General features: G+C 63.6%; 14 protein-coding genes. 3 read left to right on the top strand and 11 right to left on the bottom strand.

Going from position 1 to position 18,565, the window contains the following annotated elements; translation table 11 throughout:
- Positions 1-136: 136 nt before the first annotated feature.
- Positions 137-337, bottom strand: a complete 201-nt coding sequence (locus tag FAZ97_RS19365; protein ID WP_158760046.1) for a hypothetical protein — start codon at positions 335-337, stop codon at positions 137-139.
- A gap of 346 nt (positions 338-683) precedes the next feature.
- On the opposite strand from FAZ97_RS19365, the gene FAZ97_RS19360 reads away from it, so the two are divergent.
- The gene (locus FAZ97_RS19360; protein WP_199272156.1) at positions 684-1,502 is read left to right on the top strand and encodes a potassium channel family protein; all 819 of its coding nucleotides are present in this window, start codon (positions 684-686) and stop codon (positions 1,500-1,502) included.
- A gap of 12 nt (positions 1,503-1,514) precedes the next feature.
- Here the strand turns inward: FAZ97_RS19360 and FAZ97_RS19355 are convergent, their stop codons facing one another.
- From FAZ97_RS19355 to FAZ97_RS19340, 4 genes are all read right to left on the bottom strand, one after another.
- Entirely contained in the window at positions 1,515-2,582 is a 1,068-nt protein-coding gene (locus FAZ97_RS19355; RefSeq protein WP_158760045.1) for an ABC transporter ATP-binding protein, read from the bottom strand.
- Positions 2,583-2,600: 18 nt separating this feature from the next.
- A complete protein-coding gene (locus tag FAZ97_RS19350) occupies positions 2,601-3,392 on the bottom strand; it encodes an ABC transporter permease (RefSeq protein WP_158760044.1) in 792 nt (263 codons plus the stop codon).
- Positions 3,389-4,321: an ABC transporter permease gene (locus tag FAZ97_RS19345; protein ID WP_158760043.1), complete on the bottom strand. Its 933-nt coding sequence runs from the start codon at positions 4,319-4,321 to the stop codon at positions 3,389-3,391. Before FAZ97_RS19345 ends, FAZ97_RS19350 begins: the two co-directional genes overlap by 4 nt.
- 103 nt (positions 4,322-4,424) lie before the next feature.
- Positions 4,425-5,534: an ABC transporter substrate-binding protein gene (locus FAZ97_RS19340; RefSeq protein ID WP_158760042.1), complete on the bottom strand. Its 1,110-nt coding sequence runs from the start codon at positions 5,532-5,534 to the stop codon at positions 4,425-4,427.
- Between the two features lie 488 nt (positions 5,535-6,022).
- Here FAZ97_RS19340 and FAZ97_RS19335 point away from each other — a divergent pair, with 488 nt between their 5' ends.
- A complete protein-coding gene (locus FAZ97_RS19335) occupies positions 6,023-7,156 on the top strand; it encodes a porin (RefSeq protein ID WP_158760041.1) in 1,134 nt (377 codons plus the stop codon).
- Positions 7,157-7,639: 483 nt separating this feature from the next.
- A complete protein-coding gene (locus FAZ97_RS19330) occupies positions 7,640-8,773 on the top strand; it encodes a porin (RefSeq protein ID WP_158760040.1) in 1,134 nt (377 codons plus the stop codon).
- A 170-nt stretch (positions 8,774-8,943) separates the two neighbouring features.
- On the opposite strand, the gene FAZ97_RS19325 is transcribed toward FAZ97_RS19330, so the two are convergent.
- The 6 genes from FAZ97_RS19325 to FAZ97_RS19300 form a co-directional block, all read right to left on the bottom strand.
- Positions 8,944-12,273, bottom strand: coding sequence for an AAA family ATPase (locus FAZ97_RS19325; RefSeq protein WP_158760039.1), 3,330 nt, complete (start codon positions 12,271-12,273; stop codon positions 8,944-8,946).
- A 50-nt stretch (positions 12,274-12,323) separates the two neighbouring features.
- Positions 12,324-13,049: a haloacid dehalogenase type II gene (locus tag FAZ97_RS19320; protein WP_158760038.1), complete on the bottom strand. Its 726-nt coding sequence runs from the start codon at positions 13,047-13,049 to the stop codon at positions 12,324-12,326.
- Positions 13,050-13,158: 109 nt separating this feature from the next.
- Entirely contained in the window at positions 13,159-14,862 is a 1,704-nt protein-coding gene (locus FAZ97_RS19315; RefSeq protein WP_158760037.1) for an ABC transporter ATP-binding protein, read from the bottom strand.
- Between the two features lie 9 nt (positions 14,863-14,871).
- The gene (locus FAZ97_RS19310; RefSeq protein ID WP_158760036.1) at positions 14,872-15,849 is read right to left on the bottom strand and encodes an ABC transporter permease; all 978 of its coding nucleotides are present in this window, start codon (positions 15,847-15,849) and stop codon (positions 14,872-14,874) included.
- A 13-nt stretch (positions 15,850-15,862) separates the two neighbouring features.
- Positions 15,863-16,843 carry an ABC transporter permease gene (locus tag FAZ97_RS19305; protein ID WP_158760035.1) on the bottom strand — a complete coding sequence of 327 codons (981 nt, stop codon included), beginning with the start codon at positions 16,841-16,843 and terminating at the stop codon, positions 15,863-15,865.
- Between the two features lie 31 nt (positions 16,844-16,874).
- Entirely contained in the window at positions 16,875-18,476 is a 1,602-nt protein-coding gene (locus FAZ97_RS19300; RefSeq protein WP_158760034.1) for an ABC transporter substrate-binding protein, read from the bottom strand.
- Positions 18,477-18,565: the final 89 nt, after the last annotated feature.

Genomic DNA, 18,565 nt, shown 5'->3' with positions numbered 1-18,565 from the left:
ATCGGCCCGGCGATGCTCACGAAGGTAGTGCGCCGTCACGCCAGCCAGGGCGACAACAAGCACGAGCGCGCCGGCAGCGGTACACAGCCACGTTGGGTCCACGTCAGCCTCCCCGGTTTCATCGGTCGCTGGTCGCTCAGCCGTGGTAGTAGCCGTCGTTGACGGAGTTTTCCAGCACACCGTCGACATACACGGCGACAGGGTCGCCGTCGGCGGACGTAAGGAGCGAGCCGGGGTGCGAGCCGATGACTTTATTCCGCCCGCCTTGAACCCTGGCCATTGCCTCGTGATCGAGTTCTGCCGACTTCTGAAGATCGTGGATGGTCAACGTAGTCATGATGGGTCTCCTCGGAGAGGACGGTTGCAGGAAGCGTCAAGCGGCCAGCCACCCGCCGCTTGAGGCACACTATGCAGATGTCATGCCATCGGGGCACAATCCGCGCAAAGCCCGGCCCACCGTGCAGCGCGAAGAGGCGAGTTTGGGCGCGGCCATCACGTGGCTGAACGATTGTTGGGGAATCGCCGACAGGCCGGCCGCGTCGCGCGGCACTCGGCCGCCTGCGGCCGTCCGTGGGCAGCCGAACCTGGCGCTGAACGGCCGATTGATGCGTCAGGTGTCACAGGGGGGCGGTCTTGTGCAATGCACGACCGCCAGTCGATCTCCGCCTGGTCCGGAGGGAACGATGTGGATCTTCCGTGTTCATGAGCCCCGCCTCGGAGGCCTCCGTATTCGGGAATGGCGCCGCCAGGTGCGCCTGACCGTCGCGCTTCTCGTTCTGTTGCTCGCTGGCGCCGCCACTGGACTGGCCCTGCTCGACCAGTCCAGCGCACCCGTCTCCGACAAGGTTTTTACGGCCCTTTGGGACGGCTTCAATCTCGTCACGACACTCGGTGACTTCACGGAGTTCAATCAGAGTCAGAAGACCTTCATGCTGCTGGCCATGTCCGCGACGATGGTGATCGGCGGATTCGCGGTTTCCCGGCTCACCGGCATGCTATCGAGCGACGATGTGATGGCTTATCGGGAGAACAGGCATATGGAACGCAAGCTCGAACGTTTGGCGAATCACGTTGTGGTGGTGGGATTTCATTCGCTTGGCGAACTGGTCGCAAACCGCCTGCGCGAAGCGGGTCAGACGGTGCTCGTCGTCGTGGGCGATCACGAGCAGGCTCACCGGGCGGCGGATCGTGGACTGATGGTGGTCCTGGGGCCGCCAGACGTATTCGACGACGTGCTCAAGCGCGCGCGGCTCGAAAGCGCCAAAGCGCTGATCGTGACAACGCCCGACAGCAACAACAATCTGGCGATCACGCTGCTGGCGCACACGCTCAATGCTTCGCTTGCGATTGTCGTGCCCAGCGAAAACCCCTTGAGAAAAGGGCTATTCGAAAGCGCAGGAGCATCCGACGTCATCATCGGCGAGGAGCTCGTGGCGAATGCGCTGGTCGGCAAGCTCACGGACCGGGCGGCGGCAACGGCGGCGCGACCTCCTCGTTCGTAGTGGTTGGCGTGCTCACGCGCCCTCTTCCAGCACGAGCAGATTCTCATGTGAAAAGCCGAGCGCGACGCGCTGACCGCGTTGCGGCAATGCGTGGTTCGGGTCGTTGAAAACGTCCAGCGAAACAACGGCTTCCTTCACGCGCGCGCGGATACGCACCACCGCACCGAGAAAGTCGATGTCCTCGACGGTCGCCGCGAGCGAATTACGGCCGGCCGCTGGCGCTTCCAGACGGATCGCCTCCGGCCGCACCGCGAGCAGGCGCGCGCGGCCGGCGTCGTCGGCGGGCAGGGGCTGCGAGGTGGTGAGCACCTGGCCGTCGACCGCGATGCGCCCCGTTGCCGGATCGACGATCGTTCCCGGCAACAGGTTCAGCGTGCCGACGAACGACGCCACGAAGCGCGTGCGCGGGAAGTTGTAGATCTCGGCAGGCGTGCCCACCTGCTCCACGCGCCCCTCGTTCATCACGACAATGCGATCGGAGATCGACAGCGCTTCCTCCTGGTCGTGCGTGACGAAAATCGATGTGATGCCAAGCTCGCGCTGCAGCGCACGGATATCCTGGCGCAGCGAAATGCGGATTTTCGCGTCGAGCGCGGATAGCGGCTCGTCGAGCAGCAAGACCTCCGGTTTGCCGGCAATGGCGCGCGCGAGCGCGACACGCTGCTGCTGGCCACCGGAGAGCTGCCACGGGTAGCGCTCGCCGAAAAGCGGGAGCTTGATGAGCGCCAGCATCTCTTCCACGCGCTTGTCGATTTCGCTTTGCGCGCGGCCCGCGACTTTCAGGCTGAAGCCGATGTTCCCGGCAACGGTCATGTTCGGAAACAGCGCGTACGACTGGAACACCATGCCGATTTTGCGCGCTCGCGTGCGCAGCCGCGTGACGTCCTTTCCCGCGATGCGGATGGCGCCGCGAGTCGGATCCTCGAAGCCTGCGATCATGCGCAGCACCGTGGTCTTGCCGCAACCCGAGGGCCCGAGAAATGTGATGAACTCGCCGCGCTCGATCTGCATGTCGAATTGATGCAGCGCCGTATGCATGCCGAACGATTTGTGCAGATTCTCTATTTCGAGGAATGCCATGAATGATGTCCTGGTGCATCAGGATTGGTGAGCCGCCGCCGCGCGCACGGAGCCAAAGACCTGAATCAGGCCCATCGACGCCCATGTGACGACGAACGCGATGATCGCGAGCGCGGACGGTTCATAGGCGCGGTTCGCGCCGATCAGCTGCAGATAAGGGCCGAACGCCGGGCGGTCGAGCAGGCTCGCCATCGTGAACTCGCCGATCACGACGGCGAAGGTCAGGAACGCGCCCGAGAGAATGCCCGAGCGGATGTTCGGGAAGATCACCTTGAAGAGGATCGTGGGCCAGCCGGCGCCGAGCACTTCCGCCGCTTCGGTGAGCGTGCGCACGTCGACCGCGCGCAGGCCGGCATCGACCGAGCGATACATGTAGGGCAGCGCCAGCGTCACGTAGCCGAATGCGAGCAACAGGTCGGTCGCGCGCTCGTTGCCGGTCATCGGCAGCCACGAACTGCTGTTGTAGAGGCGCAGATAGCCGAACACGATCACGATCGCCGGGATCACGACCGGCAGCAGCGTGATGAACTCGACCACGGGGCGCAGCTTCGGCAGCCGCAGTTGCACCCAGTAGGCGGTCGGCACGACGAGCAGCACGCCGATCACGATCGTCACGAACGCCATCAGCACGGAATAGCCGAACGACGCCTGGAAGCTCGGGTCGCCCAGCACGACCTTGTAGGCGTCGAAGCTGTACGTGCCGCGCCGCATGCGCAGGCTGAACTCGAAGGTCGCGAAGAGCGGGATCAGGAAATACAGCGTGCCGACGACAATCGCGATCCATGCGCCTAGCCGGGATGACTTGTTCATCGACGTCCCCTTTCGGCGCGCGCACGCAGCCAGAGATAGCCGCCGTTCGAGAGCCCCGTGATCACGACCATACCGAGCGCGAGCGCATAGCCGAGATTCTGGTTGTGCAGCACGTCGCCGCGCACCTGCGCATAGAGGAGGATCGTCACGATGTTCAGCGAACTGCCGGTCAACGCATATGCGGTGGCGACCGCGCCGAACGCGTTGGCGAACAGCAGCAGCGCGCCGCCGAGCACGCTCGGCCACAGCACTGGCAGCGCAATGAGGCGCCAGTAGTGCCACGCGGTGCCGCCCAGGCAGTCGCATGCCTCGCGCCACTCGCGCTTCAGGCCGTCGAGCGCGGGCGTGATGATCAGGACCATTAATGGAATTTCGAAGTAAAGGTAGGTAATCGTCAGCCCCCAGAAACTGAGGATGCTGAAGCCTGTGGCGTAGAGGTTCACGTGCGCGTAGCGGTGCAGCAGCATCGTGACGAGGCCCACGCGCCCGAGCGTGCAGATGAACGCGAACGCGAGCGGCACGCCCGCGAAATTCGACGCGACGCCGGAGAAGGTCAAGAGCGTCGGCCGGATCCAGCCCGGCAGCCGGCCGAGCACCGCGGCCCACGCGAGCAGCAGGCCGATGATCGCCCCACCCGCCGCCGACGCCGTGCTTACCTTTATGCTGATCCAGTACGCACTGAGCACCTCCGGCTCGAAGAGCTGCCGGAAGTTGTCGAGCGTGAACCGGCCCTGCGTATTCTGGAACGCGCCGGCCATCAGGTACACGGTCGGCGCGATCAGGAACAGCAGCGTGAAAATGAAGAATGGCGCGACGCCTAGCAACGACAGGTAGCGCGCCGCGCCGGAGGGGCGCTTCGCATGCGGAGCGTGTTCCGGCGGCACGGCGAGATCAGGCCCGTTGGGCTCCACGTTGGATACAGTGCTCATAGGGCTTTCCGGAACGAGGCGTGAGCGATGGAATGCGTGCGAAAGTGGCGGCTGGCGCGCGAGCGCGGATCACCGCCTCGCGCATCGCCATCCGCATGCGTGCTTACTTGACGTTCGCGCCTACGACGCTATCCCACTGCTTCGTCACGGCCGCTTTGGTCGCGTCCTGCTGCTGCAGCGTCGGGAACACGGCCGATTTGTAGGCTGTGGCGGGCGGCAGCTTCGCCAGCAGCGCGGCGGGCACCTTCTTCTGCGCGGCAAGCTCGTTGTAGCGGATCGGGTGGCAATAACCGGCGAGCCAGCCGAGCTGCCCTTCGTCCGAATAGAGATACTCCATCCACAGCTTCGCGGCGTTCGGGTGAGGCGCGTAGGCGCTGATGGCCTGCACGTATACGCCCGCCACCACACCCGTCTTCGGCACGACGACCTCGACCTTCGGATTGCCCTTGAGCGTGTCGCGGTCGGCCAGCGCGTTGTAGTCCCAGCGCACGAGGATCGGCGTCGTGCCCTGCGCAACGGAGGCGGCCTTGCCGATCACCGGCACGAAGTTGCTGTTCTTGTTCAGGTTGGCGAAGAACTGGAGACCCGCCGCCTCGGCCTTGCTCGCGTCCCCCTTGGCCGACGACAGGCCGGCCGCGTAGACGGCCTGGATTGCCTGGTTCGACGCGCGCGGGTCCCCGGCCAGCGCCACCGCATTCTTGTACTCCGGCTTCTGCAGATCGCTCCAGTCGGCCGGAGCCTTGTCGATCATGTCCGCGTTGACTTCGAACGAAAGGACACCGTAGTAGTCGCCGTACCAGTAGCCATCGGCGTCCTTCGAGTCGTTCGGAATCGACTTCCAGGTCGACACCCTGTACGGCTGCAGCAGGCCATCCGCCTTTGCCGACGGGCCGAACGACAGCCCCACGTCGATCACGTCCGGCGCCTGCGGACCCTTGTTGCCCTTGTTCGCCTTGATCGCCTCGATCTCATCGCCCGAGCCTGCATCCGGATTCAGCTCATTGACCTTGATCCCGTACTTCGCCTTGAAGGCTTCGATCATCGGACCATAGCCGCACCAGTCGTGCGGGAGTGCAATGACCGTCAACTGACCTTCCTGCTTCGCGGCGGCAACCAGCGCGTCGGACGGCGCTGCATTCGCGCTGCCAACGCCCATGGAGGCCAGTACAGCGGCGCCTGCCGCCGACAGCAAACCAAAACGGCTTGAACTCATCCGATTCATAGCATTTCCCATCCTTTGCCGAAATTAACGTGTGGTGAAAAACAGCAAGCAAATTGGCGCACGCCTGCAGGCTGCCGCTAATGCCCTTTTCCGGTGCATCAACCGAGGCGTAAGGCGCGCCAGATCGTAATGGCGCAATGAGTCAGATTTGTGTCAGCGATTCTGCCCGAAGGGAAAAGGCATTGAAACTAGAGGCATGTGTCTATATTGTCTTATTGCGGACTTTATTTTATCGACCTTTATGGCTGTTCATTACATCCGGTAAGAATAATTCGACGAAAGAAATTTCCATTAAGTTTATTGGTAAGAAAAATTCTGTAAACGAAAATGCCGATAATCGAATAATTGATAAGAACGTCTACTTAATAGATTAATAATCGGAAATTAGCCTGTCGTCGGCATGATCGACTCATGCCAGAAAAGCGCAGCTTCGGGTTATCCGTCGCCGCCGCCTCTTGGACAACAAGGAAAATATTTCGATGAAGAAGTCCGCCATTTCTGTAGCTATCCTTAGTGTTTCTGGATTCTCGACCCAGGTGTTCGCGCAGAACTCCGTGACCTTGTACGGTCTCATCGACGCGGGGATTCAATACACCCACAATTCGGGCGGTCAAAGCTCGCAAATCTCGATGACGAGCGGCAATCTCTCGGGTTCCCGCTGGGGCTTGAAGGGCAGCGAAGATCTCGGCGGCGGTCTGGCGACGGTCTTCACGCTCGAAAGCGGTTTCAACGTGGAGACCGGCAAGTCGGGGCAAGGAAGCCGCCTGTTCGGACGTCAGGCGTTCGTCGGGCTGCAGGACGGCCAGTTCGGCACGCTGACAGCCGGGCGCCAGTACGACCCGCTCACCGACCTCGTGCAGCCCATTCAGGGCGATAACTTCCTTGGCGGAATGTTCTCGACGCCGGGCGACATCGACAACGCGGACAATACAGCACGCTTTAACAGCGCGATCAAATGGGCAAGCCCCTCATGGGCCGGCCTGAAGACGGAATGGATGTACACGTTCGGTGGCGTTGCCGGCTCGCAGGGCTCGGGTCAGACCTGGAGCGGCGCGCTTTCGTACGGTCAGGGTCCGCTCGGCCTCGCGGCCGGCTTCATGCATATCGACAACGGCAATGCCGTGCTGTCGACCCGCGGCACGACGACATCCGACTCGCTCTTCACCACGTCGGTCAACGACGCCTATTCGTCGGCCCGTTCCATCAATATTGCGCGCCTGGGCGGCAACTACGCCATCGGTGCCGTCACGCTCGGCGGCTACTACAGCTTCGCGCAGTACGTGCCGGATGCGAGCTCGTCCTTCACGACGGCGCAAAAGTACAACACCGGTTCCGTATACGCACTGTGGCAGATCTCCCCCGTGCTGACGACCGAAATTGGCTATACGTATATGAAGTCGAGCGGCGATTCGTCGGCGAAGTACAACCAGTTTGCGCTGGGCGCCGACTATGTCATCAGCAAGCGCACCGACTTCTACGCAGTGGGCGGTTACGGGCACGCGAGCGGCGACAATGGCGAGGGCACCGCGCAGGCTGTGATCGGTTCGACCGAGATCGACTCCGGCAAGAGCTCGCAAGCGATCGTGATGATCGGCATGCGCCACAAGTTCTAAGTGCGCTGGCGGTCATGATGGTCGGCAGAGGCCAGACCATCATGCTGCATGCCTCGTGGTGGATCGCGCGGCGATTCGAGCATCGATTGCCGCGCGCGTCAGCGTACCTCGGGCTTGCCGTGTCCACGGCGATCTCATGATAAGGAACGGTGCGGTCAATTCGAACCGTCGAATAACATGTATTTCTTCGCGTTATTCATTCACTGTAATAATTCAATGAAGCCAATCGCCAAATATTCCTGAAAATTACTATCGAGACACGAAAAATAGCGCATTTTATTCATCGCATGAATTCTCATAACGTCTTGTTTCTACCGCATATTTCGGTCTCTCGGTGTGCGGGAGTAATAAACCGGAACAGGTAAGACAATGTTAGTCAGTAATCGTGGCATGCATGCCACAATTTCTGAAATTAATGGCCTATATCGCGTTATGCTCCGCGCTCGCTCGCTTTCGAGCGAAATACAAAGCAATGGAGTCACGATGAAAAAGAACACCCTATCCGCTCTCGCAGTCGCTGCAGCCTCTTTCGCGAGTACGGCACACGCACAAAGCTCGGTTACGCTTTACGGTTTGATCGACGCTGGCATTCTGTACACGAGCAATCAGCAGGGCAGCTCGAACGTGCAACAGTCGAGCGGCGCGCTCAACGGCAGCCGTTGGGGCCTGCGCGGCAGCGAAGACCTGGGCGGCGGCCTCAAGACGATCTTCGTGCTTGAGAACGGCTTCAGCATTTCGACTGGCGCGGCGAAGCAAAATAGCCGCATGTTTGGCCGCCAGGCGTTCGTTGGTCTTTCGAGCGAACAGGCCGGCACGGTCACGCTCGGTCGTCAGTACGACAGCGTCGTCGACAACCTGGGCACGCTGTCGCTGAACGGCACGCAGTACGGCGGCACGCTCGCTGCGCACCCGTACGACAACGACAACCTCAACAACTCGTTCCGCGTGAGCAATTCGCTCAAGTACCAGAGCGTGAACTACGGCGGCCTCAAGTTCAACGCGCTGTACGGTTTCTCGAACGACGCAGGCGGCTTCGCGAGTAACCGCGCATACAGCCTCGGCGCTACGTACGCGTTCGGCGGCCTCACGGCAGGCGCGGGCTATCTGCAGCTCAACAACGCGGGTTCGACCATCAACAGCAGCGGCGCGGTCAGCGACGACGCCACCTTCACCGCTTCGCGTCAGCGCACCTACGGCGCGGGCCTGAACTACGCGTTCGGCGCGGCCAACGTGGGCTTCGTGTTCACGCAAACGCAACTGAGCAATCTCACGGCCATCAACTCCGCGAACGCGGGTACGACGACTTCGTTCGCTGGCGACAGCGCGCGCTTCGCCAACTACGAAATCAATGGCCGCTACGCGTTTACGCCTGCGTTCACGGTGTCGGGCGCCTATACGTACACGGACGCGAGCCTGGAAGGCGTGAATCCGAAGTTCCATCAGTTCACGCTGCAAGGCGACTACGCGCTCTCGAAGCGCACCGACCTGTACGCCGAAGCCGCGTACCAGCGCGTGGTGGATGGCGAAGGGAAGATCCATGCGGACATCATGGGCGTTTCCGCGTCGGATTCGAACTCGCAAGCCGTGGCGACCGTGGGTATCCGCCATCGCTTCTAACGCGGCCGCGCATGATCCGTCGCCTGTAGCGCGGCAACGAGCGCAAGACCGGATCGCCGCTTAAGCCGCGCTCCGGCATGGGCAGACTACCGCTTCGGCGTTAGCCTGCCCATTTGCTTTCCAGGCGTACCGCGCCGCAGCGCTAACCCCAGCGCCTGCTGGTCCGCGCGCTAAGCGAGCGCGTCAAGCCATCGCCTGGCGGCTTGCAGGTCCGCCGTTCCGAAACCCTCCGTGAACGATTCATAAACCGGGGCGAGGATCTCCCGGGCTTCACGCACGCTTCCCGCTTGCGCGCGAAGCGCTGTGAGGCTCAACGCCGCGCGAAGTTCGAGTGATCTGGCGCCCCGGCGGCGGGCGATCGCCATGGCTTCGCTGAAATTCGCGTGTGCCGCATCACGGTCCGCGACTGCGACGCACGAAAGCCCCGCGGGGAGCAGCGACAACTCGCCTTTGAGCCGATACAACTCGGGCTCGTGATACCGCTCGTCCGACGTTTCGCAAGCCGCGATGGCTTCGGCCAGCGCATGTTGCCCGGCGTCGGGCAAACCCGCCGTGGCGTAAGTTTCGGCCAGCAACGCCAGAAAGTACGAGCGGCCAAGGCGAGCGCCGGTCGCTTCGTAGTCGGTGAGGCCGCGACGCACTTGCGCAATGCCCTCCTCCTTTTCTCCTGCCTCGGATAGCGCCCAGCCGTGGAGCATGGTGGCCCACGCGAGAATCATGGGAAAGCCCTGCTCCGTCGCAAGCGCGATGGCGGCCTCGGCGCAGGCACGAGTTTGTGCAGGCTCGCGACGCAACTGATGAAGCTCGGCCTTGAAGATGAGCGTTTGTCCGAGGCTGACCAGATCGTGTATCGAGCGGGCACGACTGATCGCTTGTTCAGCATGCTTGAGTGCCGTGTCGGGGTAGCCCCTATGCCAGACAACGAGCCCCAGGCTGCCTTCGCCCACGCTGCGCGGGTCTCGCCCATGCGCAAAAATCTCTTCATCGAACGACCCGGCGTCCTGCAACGACGATTCCCCCACGCCAGCAAGGTACGTATGCGCAGCGGCAACGTCACCGAGCCTGAACAAGCTCATGCCGAGCAGATAATGCGCTTCCATCACTTGCGTGGGATTGGCCGCGCGCTCTGCCAGCGCGAGCAGCCGCTCACCGATTTCCTTAGCCGTTTTATATTCCGCGCTGAGCTGATAGAACATCCGCAGACCGGTTTGAACGCGGAACAGATGCGGCGTTCGCCCAGGTTGCCTGCACAGATCCAGCGCACGCGAATACGTCGCTTCCACGTCGCGCGACGCCCATCCTCTCGCGGCCATCAAGACCGGCCCGATAGCAAGCCGCAACGCGAGTTCACGATCGGCGCGTTCGGGCGTCTCGGGCGAGCCCGAGAGTAGATCCAGCGCCATGCCAAGCTGGCGGAGCGCTTCATCGGTAGCCGAACGTTGCCACGCCTGCTGACCGGCGCACTGCAGATATTCGACCGCCTTCGCTACGTTTCCGCTGAGGCTATAGTGATGCGCGAGCTCGTTCCAGTAGTCCTTGAGACGTTCATGGAAAAGCGTCTCCAGCGCCTCGCCGATGCGTGCGTGCAGAAGCCGGCGCCGCTCGGCAAGCATGGAACCGCCTGCCACTTCCTGCGTCAATGCATGCTTGAAGCCATATTCCACCTCCGGAAAAGCGGGTTGCTCGTAAATGAACTCGCCCGCTTCCAGACGCGACAAACTCGCGTACAGTTCGTCGTCCGGCAGGTCGACGACAGACTGGACCAGATTGGCCGGGAACGTCTTTCCGATCACCGCGAGCGTCTGCAACAACGCTTTGTCTGCGGCTTGCAGCCGATCGATACGCGCGGCGAGTACGCCCTGCACCGTGGTCGGGATATGCAGCGCGACCGGCGCCGCTTCCATGCGGTAATGCCCGGGCGCTCCCACGAGTACATTTTCTTCTGCCAGCGTTTGTACGACCTCCTCAATAAAAAACGGATTGCCTTCCGTTTTGTCGAGAACATGCTGTTTGACAGCAAGAAGCGTTGGATCGTCGCCGACGAGCGCGCTGATCAGCCCCTGTGCATCGGCACGACCCAGCGGCTCCAGCGTCAGTTGCGCATATCCGGCGCGATCGCCCCAATCGTGCTGATATTCCGGGCGATAGTTCAGCAGCAACAGAAGGTGCGCGCTCGATACGCGCTCAACCAGATAAGCGAGGAAGGCCTGCGTCTCGCTGTCGAGCCACTGCAGGTCCTCGAACACCAGGACGACGGGTTCGTGCGCGCTTTCGCGCACGAAGAGTTGCACGATGGCTTCGAACGTGCGGTCGCGCCGAATCTGCGAATCCATCTGCGCAAGGGCCGGACTGGTTTCGCCGACCCCGAGGAGATGGAGCAAATAAGGCAGCCCGTCCTCGAGCTTGCGTTCGAGGGAAAGCACACGGCCAGTCACCTTTTCGCGGCTGCGCCGTTCGTCGTCTTCCGAGGTGATCTGAAAGTAATTCTTCAGCAATTCGATGAGCGGCAAATACGCGAACGACTTGCCGTGCGAGACCGAGAACGTCTCCACCACGGCGCAGCCTTTTAGCGCCGCACGTTTGAACTCGTGAAAGAGCCGCGATTTCCCCACGCCCGCTTCGCCAACCACGCCGACGATGCTGCATTGCCCAGCTCGGGTCGTATCGAGCGCCGCGCGCAACGTCCCGAGTTCAGGCTCGCGTCCGACGAAGCGTGCGAGCCCTCGCCGCTCGGCCACCTGGAGACGTGTGCGCAGCACGCCGGGCCCCTGCACCTCATACACGGCAAGCGGCTCGGCCACGCCCTTGACCTGCGTCTGCCCCAAGGACTTGAACTCGAAATAGCCCTCGGTCAGCCTGTAGGTGGACTGGCTCACCAGGATCGATGCCGGCGTCGCAATGGCCTCCATGCGCGAGGCGATATGGATCGTGTTGCCGACCGGGTCATAGTCCGCTTGCAAGTCGTTCTTGTGAATGGACCGCATGAGCACTTCGCCGGTGTGGATCCCCACGCGTATCTGCAAGGGAATGCCGCGCTCGAGGCGAATGCGGTCGCTATGACGGCGCATGGCCTGCTGCATTCTGAGCGCCGCATAGAGCGCGCGCTGCGCGTGGTCCTCGTGTGCGATCGGCGCGCCAAACAAGGCGAGAATGCCGTCGCCGAGCAATTTCGCTACAAAGCCCTCGTAATGGTGGACGGCCTCCATCATCAATTCGAGGACGGGCGCGATCAGCCGGTGCGCCTCTTCCGGGTCCAGCCCGTAGATGAGGGCAGTCGAGCCGGCCATGTCCGCAAACAGTGCGGTAATCGTCTTACGTTCGCTGAGCGCTTTGCCGCGTGCTTCGAGAGCCGCCTGCGCTGCGTGGATCTGCTCGGCCAGGTGCGAAGGCGTGTAATCGGCAGGGGATGGGAGCGGCGCAGTGCGCGCGACCTGGGTGCCGCACTGCTCGCAAAATCGCGCGCCCTCGCGGCATTCGAAGCCACAATTTGTGCAGCGCATATAGCCCCTGATCTCGAGAGACGCCCTCCGTGGCAATTACCATTAAAAGCTCAATCTATCGAGGCATCAAGCTGGCTCGCGAGCTCGTTCAAATCGTCCACGACGAAGTCCCACGCCTGCTGGGCGTTCAGGTCCGTTTTCTGATCGGGTCCGTGCTCGGTCGGCCGCACGACGAATGCGGTCGAAAGACCGAGCCGGCGCGCCGCGGCCAGGTCGCCGTTGTGCGCCGCGACGAGGCACAGTTCGGCTGGCGCGAGACCCAGAATGTCCACCGTCTCGCTGTACACCTGCGGCGAGGGCTTGTACGCGCGCACCACTTCGGCGCCGAGAATGGCGTCCCACGGCAAACCAGCGCGCTTCGCCATATCCACCATGAGCCGGATATTTCCGTTGGACAAAGGCGCGATGATGAACCGGCGCTTGAGGCGGTTCAATGCCGGGACCGAATCTGGCCACGGATCGAGACGATGCCAGGCCAGGTTGAGTTCGTCGATCTCGGCGTCTGTCGCCCCGGTGATGCCGCTGCGTTTCAGTACTTTCACGAGGTTCTCGCGATGCAGAACGTCGAGGCGCACATAGGGCCTGCGCCCGCTGCGGATTTCCTCCATCGCGGGCGAATACTCGCGTCGCCAGATGTCGGCGAACTCGAAGGCATCGAGATGCGGCGCGTGGCGCTGCAGAAACGCGGCGGCTTCTCTCGCAACCCCGCTTCGCCAGTCCACCACGGTGCCGAAGACGTCGAATACGAGGGCCTTGATTTCGGTGGGCTTGGTCATAGGGGACAGAATCGGCGGTTGATCGGAGGCCGACCGGCAAAGGCGGCGCAACGCTCATTGAAACACTAGAAACGCAAACTCGCTTAAACGCCGCGCCACTGCGCGCGCTTCAAGCCGCCTGGGCCTCCAGCTCGCGCCCGGGAATCGCGGCGAGCAGCGTGCGCGTGTACGGATGCCGCGGCGCGCGCCAGATGTCCTGATGGTCCCCGCTCTCGACGATCTTGCCCTGTTGCATCACGTGCACCCGGTCGGCGATATAGCGCACGACCGAAAGATCGTGCGAGATGAAGAGCATCGAAAGCCCCAGTTCGCGCTTGAGTTCGACGAGCAGATTGAGAATTTGCGCCTGGATCGAAACATCCAGCGCCGATACCGGCTCGTCGCAGATCAGCAATGCGGGCTCGAGCACGAGCGCGCGCGCGATGCCGATGCGCTGACGCTGGCCGCCGGAAAACTCATGCGGAAAGCGCGCGAGCGCCGCCGCGGGAAGACCCACGCGCTCGAGCGCCGACCGAACGCGCGCACGGCGCGCCGTCGCGTCGCTCATGCCATTCACGGCCAGCACGGCTTCGAGAATATCGCCCACGGCGCGGCGCGGGTTCAGCGATGCATAGGGATCCTGAAAGACCATCTGCACCTTGCGCCGCAAAGGCCGCAACGCGCGCTCGCGCAGCGCGACAAGATCCGTGCCGTCGAGCGCGATCGAGCCGGTCGCAACCGGCGCGAGACGCAGGATCGCGCGCGATAACGTGGACTTGCCGCAGCCCGATTCGCCCACGAGCCCGACCGACTCCCCCCGGCCAATTTCGAACGAGACGCCGTCTACCGCGTGCAGCGGCGGCGCGCCACGGCGCTGTGGGTACGCGACGCGCAGATCGCGCACGGCGAGCAGCGGCGTTGCGTCCGCCGCCCGCGCGCCAGGCGCTGCACGCTCGGGCACCTTGCGCGGCACCACCACGAAGCCGCCCTCCTCGCCGGCCCGATCCGCCGGTGCCGTGTGACGGATTTCCGGCAAGGTCCACGAGCGGTAGTGCAGATCGTCGGCCAGATTGAGCGAAGCGCTCAGGAGCCCTTGCGTATAAGCGTGACGAGGCTGCGCAAAGAGGTCCTGAGTCGGCGCTTCCTCGACCTTGCGCCCGGCCAGCATCACCGCTACGCGGTCCGCATGGTCGGCCACGACGCCGAGGTCGTGCGTGATCAGCAGGAGCGACATCGACAGCTCGCGGCGCAGCGTGCCGAGCAGTTCGAGAATGCGCGCCTGGATCGTCACGTCGAGCGCGGTGGTGGGTTCGTCGGCAATCAGCAGACGGGGGCGGCACGCCACGGCCATCGCGATCATCACGCGCTGGCGCTGGCCGCCCGATAGCTCGTGCGGGTAGTCGTCGAAGCGGCGCTGCGGCTCGGGAATGCGCACGAGATCGAGCAATTCGACGGCGCGAGCATGAGCGGCCCGACGCGACAGCGCCTCGTGCTGGCGCAGCGTCTCGACCACCTGCTCGCCGACCGAAAGCACCGGATTGAGCGACGTCATCGGCTCCTGAAAGATCATCGAGATCTGCTTGCCGCGCAACGCGCGCACCGCTTTGGGCGGTAGTCCCAGCAGCTCGCGCCCTTCGAAGCGCACGCTACCCGTCACGCGCCCGGGCTCGGGAACGAGCTGCATGAGCGCAAGCGCCGTAGCGGATTTGCCGCTGCCCGACTCGCCCACCAGCGCGAGCGTCTCGCCCGCCGCGATGTCGAAGCTCACGCCGCGCACCGCTTCGTGCGCCCCAAAATTCACGCGCAAATCGCGTACTTCAAGCAGTTGGCTCACGTGACACCTTTACGGTCGCGGCCGTTGCCGCGGATTGAGGGCCTCGGTCAGGCCGTCGCCGAGCAGATTGAGGGCGAGCACCGCGAGCACGATGGCCGCGCCGGGAATCGCCGTGAGATACCAGGCCGTGCGCAGCGAATCGCGCCCGGCGCCGATCATCGCCCCCCAGCTCATGACATTGGGGTCGCCCATGCCGAGGAAGGACAGCGACGATTCGACCAGAATGGCGCTCGCCACCATGACCGAAGCCGTGACGATCACCGGCGGCAACGCATTGGGCAGAATCTCGCCAACAATGATCCGCGTATTGCCGAACCCCTGGCTGCGCGCTGCGAGCACGAAGTCCGAGCTTCGCAGCGTGCGGAATTCCGCGCGCACGATACGCGCGACCGTGGGCCACGACGCAATGCCGATGGCGAGCGCGATGACCACCACGTTGGGCCGCCCGATCGCGACCAGCACGATTACCAGCAAAAAGGACGGCACGGTCTGGAACAGCTCGGTGAGGCGCACGAGCGCATCGTCGATCAGTCCTCCGAAATAACCGCCGATCGCCCCCACCAGCGTGCCGATCACGAGCCCGATGCCGGCCGACGCCGCGCCGATCAGCAGCGACACGCGCGCACCATGCGCAATGCCGGCCGCTACGTCGCGCCCGAGCGAATCGGTGCCGAGCCAGAACTGCGGGTCGCTGCCCGGCCATTCGAACGGGCCGCCCACCATGTCGAGCGGGTCGCCTGGGTAGAGCCGCGGCGCGAGCACGGCAAGCACCACGAATGCGGCGAGCAGCACGAGGCCGGCGCACGCCGAAGGATTGCGCACCAGCGCTCGCCAGAAGGCGTGCCCGGCGCGCTGGGCGGGCGCGCCCTCGCGATCCGCGCCACGGCGGCCAAGCAGCGCGAACGCCAGCTGACGCCGCCATGGCGAACCGTGGCTCGCGGCGGCGCTTCCTGCTTCGACCGGGAGATCCGGCGATTCGAAACTCATTGCGGTTCCTCCGTTATCCGACACGTGGATCGAGCCACGCCTGCAGCAGATCGACTACGACGTTAGCGACGATGACAAGCAACGACGACAGCAGCAGCACCCCCAGCAGCACACTGAAGTCGCGCGCCAGCACCGCATCGAGCGCCAGGCGGCCGAGTCCCGGCCAGCTGAACACCGTCTCTGTCACGGCCGCGCCGCCGAGCAGCGTGCCGAAATGCAGTCCCACGAGCGTGGTGAGTGGAATCAGCGCGTTGCGCAGCACGTGGCGCAACGTGACACGCCACGGATGCAGACCTTTGGCCTGCGCCGTACGCACGAAGTCCTGCCGCTGCACTTCGATCATCGCGGCACGCGTAATGCGCGCGTAGATCGCGACGAAGAAGGTGGCAAGCGTGGCGGCGGGCAGCAACACGTGACGCGCGACATCGGCGACATAGGCGAAACCGTGCAGGTTCGCCCCGATCGTGACGTTGCCGCCGCTCGGCAGCCACCCAAGACGCACCGCGAACAGCACGATGGCGAGCAGGCCGATCCAGAAGCCCGGCGTGGAATAAAACAGCAGCGCGCACACCGACAACACGCGATCGGGCCACTTGCCGGCCCAATGCGCCATCACCGCGCCGAGCACGATGCCTGCGACGAGCGCGAGCGACAGCGCCACGCCCATCAGCAGCAAGGTGTTGGGCAGCCGTGAGAGGATCAGCTGCATGACGGGCATGTCGTAGCGCGGCGAATAGCCCAGGCTGAAATGCGCGAGATGCTTCAGATAGGTCCAGAGCTGCACGAGCAAGGGCTGGTCCAGCCCGAACTTCGCGCGCAGCAGCGTCATGGTTTCCGTCGTCGCGGAGCCGGCTTCGCCCGCGATCACGTCGGCGGCGTCGCCCGGCATCAGCTTGAGCAGGAAGAAGTTGAGGATCACGATGCCGAGCACCGTGGGCAGCGCCTGCCAGGCGGTGCGGCGCAGGATCGTTTGCCAGCGGACGCTTCGGCTCATTGTTGGGCTCCGTCGAATGTTCCTGTGCCCGTCAGGCACTGAGCCAGACATCGGCGAAATTGCCTTCCAGGCCCTGCGCGCTTACGGTGTGATCGTGCACCCTGCGGTTGGCGAGCGTGACCATGCGCGGCGCGACGAGATTGAGGATCGGCAGGTCGCGGTAAACGGTCTGCTGAAACTGCTTGTAGAGGCTCACGCGGCGGCTTTCGTCGATTTCAACCGATGCCGCTTCGAGCAGACGGTCCGCTTCCGGGCTGCTGTAGTGCGGCGCGTTCGAGAACGGCACGCCGGGGCGGATATTCTTCGACCAGTAAAGGCGCTGCACGCCCACGGCCGGATCGAACAGCGTGTTCACGCCGATGCTGGTGAAATCGAACTGACGGTCGGCGTACACGCGCTTGAGGAAGGACGGCAGATCCTGCGAGCGCACCGTGACATCGATCCCCACGCGCGCGAGCGCCGATTTCACATAGCCCGCCTGCCGCTGGTACATGTCGCCGTACGGCAGGTAATCATGCGTGAGCTTGAAGCGCACGCCATCCGCGCCGCGTGGCTTGCCTGCCGCATCGAGCAGCGCCTCGGCCGCGTGCGGGTCGAACGCGTAGGGCGTGATCTGCGCGTCGTGATACGGCGAAGCGGGCGTAATCGGCGTGGGCGAGACATCCGCATAGCCGTACGCCACGGTTTTTTGCACGACCGCCGGATTGATGGCATGCGCGATGGCCTGGCGCACGCGCGGGTCCTTCAGCACGGGATGATCGAGATTGAAATCGATCTCCGACAAGGGCTCGAGGAAGCGGTAGCCACGTGTTTCGGTCACGAGCTGCGGCAATTGCGTGAGGCGCGGCAAGTCGGTGAGCGGCACGGGGTTCTCGCCGCCCAGGTCGAGCGCGCCGGTTTCGAACGCCGCCGAGCGCGCGGCCGGATCGGGAATGACCTTGTACACGAGCGCATCGATATAAGGCTTGCCCGCGTCCCAGTAGTCGGGATTGCGCTCGTAGACGATGCTCGCGCCGCGCGTCCACGACTTGAAGCGAAACGGACCGGTGCCAATGGGCGCGTTGTTGTGCGGGTTCGTGAGCGGGTCGCCCGAAGCGTACAGGTGCTTCGGCACGATCGGCGACTCGCCCGCCGAAAGCGCCTTGAGAAGAAATGGCGCGGGCTTCGACAATTCGATGATGGCCGTGCTGGCGTCGGGCGTCTCTACCTTCGTCACGTTCGCAAAGGTGCTGCGTCCGCGCGGGTGAATCGCCTTGAGCAAATCGACTGAGAACGCCACGTCCGCGGACGTGAACGGCTGGCCATCGTGCCAGCGTACGTTTTGCCGCAGCTTGAACGTATAGCGCAGACCATCGGGGCTCACGGTCCATGCGGTTGCCAGTTGCGGCTGCGGGCGCAGGTCGAAGTCGTAGGCGAGCAAACCCTCCAGCACCTTCGAACTTGCAGCGAGTGCCGGGCCCGTCGTCTGGAAGATCGAGACCAGCACGGGCGGCTCGGGATTGATCAGCACGTTCAGCGTGCCGCCGCGTTTGCGCGTAACAGCGCCCTGGGCGCGGACAAGCGCGGGAAGCCCCGCGGTAGCGGCGGCCGCGCCGCTTGCAATGAGAAATTCTCGACGGGTCAAACGTGACATGCTGATGCGATCCGATATCAATGAGGCTAGACGAGGCCAAACGTTGCGATGGGCGAGAACGGTCAATTCGCGCCGTGGCGACAGTTCTG

This window comes from Paraburkholderia acidiphila (assembly GCF_009789655.1).
Lineage (GTDB): Bacteria > Pseudomonadota > Gammaproteobacteria > Burkholderiales > Burkholderiaceae > Paraburkholderia > Paraburkholderia acidiphila.
This window is presented reverse-complemented; position numbering and strand designations above follow the sequence as displayed.

Excerpts from the sequence above, each read along its gene's own strand:
- FAZ97_RS19300 (WP_158760034.1), bottom strand. The coding sequence starts at position 18,476 with ATGTCACGTTTGACCCGTCGAGAATTTCTCATTGCAAGCGGCGCGGCC.
- FAZ97_RS19345 (WP_158760043.1), bottom strand. The coding sequence starts at position 4,321 with ATGAGCACTGTATCCAACGTGGAGCCCAACGGGCCTGATCTCGCCGTG.
- FAZ97_RS19330 (WP_158760040.1), top strand. The coding sequence starts at position 7,640 with ATGAAAAAGAACACCCTATCCGCTCTCGCAGTCGCTGCAGCCTCTTTC.
- FAZ97_RS19360 (WP_199272156.1), top strand. The coding sequence starts at position 684 with ATGTGGATCTTCCGTGTTCATGAGCCCCGCCTCGGAGGCCTCCGTATT.
- FAZ97_RS19310 (WP_158760036.1), bottom strand. The coding sequence starts at position 15,849 with ATGAGTTTCGAATCGCCGGATCTCCCGGTCGAAGCAGGAAGCGCCGCC.
- FAZ97_RS19365 (WP_158760046.1), bottom strand. The coding sequence starts at position 337 with ATGACTACGTTGACCATCCACGATCTTCAGAAGTCGGCAGAACTCGAT.
- FAZ97_RS19320 (WP_158760038.1), bottom strand. The coding sequence starts at position 13,049 with ATGACCAAGCCCACCGAAATCAAGGCCCTCGTATTCGACGTCTTCGGC.
- FAZ97_RS19335 (WP_158760041.1), top strand. The coding sequence starts at position 6,023 with ATGAAGAAGTCCGCCATTTCTGTAGCTATCCTTAGTGTTTCTGGATTC.
- FAZ97_RS19340 (WP_158760042.1), bottom strand. The coding sequence starts at position 5,534 with ATGAGTTCAAGCCGTTTTGGTTTGCTGTCGGCGGCAGGCGCCGCTGTA.
- FAZ97_RS19305 (WP_158760035.1), bottom strand. The coding sequence starts at position 16,843 with ATGAGCCGAAGCGTCCGCTGGCAAACGATCCTGCGCCGCACCGCCTGG.
- FAZ97_RS19325 (WP_158760039.1), bottom strand. The coding sequence starts at position 12,273 with ATGCGCTGCACAAATTGTGGCTTCGAATGCCGCGAGGGCGCGCGATTT.
- FAZ97_RS19355 (WP_158760045.1), bottom strand. The coding sequence starts at position 2,582 with ATGGCATTCCTCGAAATAGAGAATCTGCACAAATCGTTCGGCATGCAT.
- FAZ97_RS19350 (WP_158760044.1), bottom strand. The coding sequence starts at position 3,392 with ATGAACAAGTCATCCCGGCTAGGCGCATGGATCGCGATTGTCGTCGGC.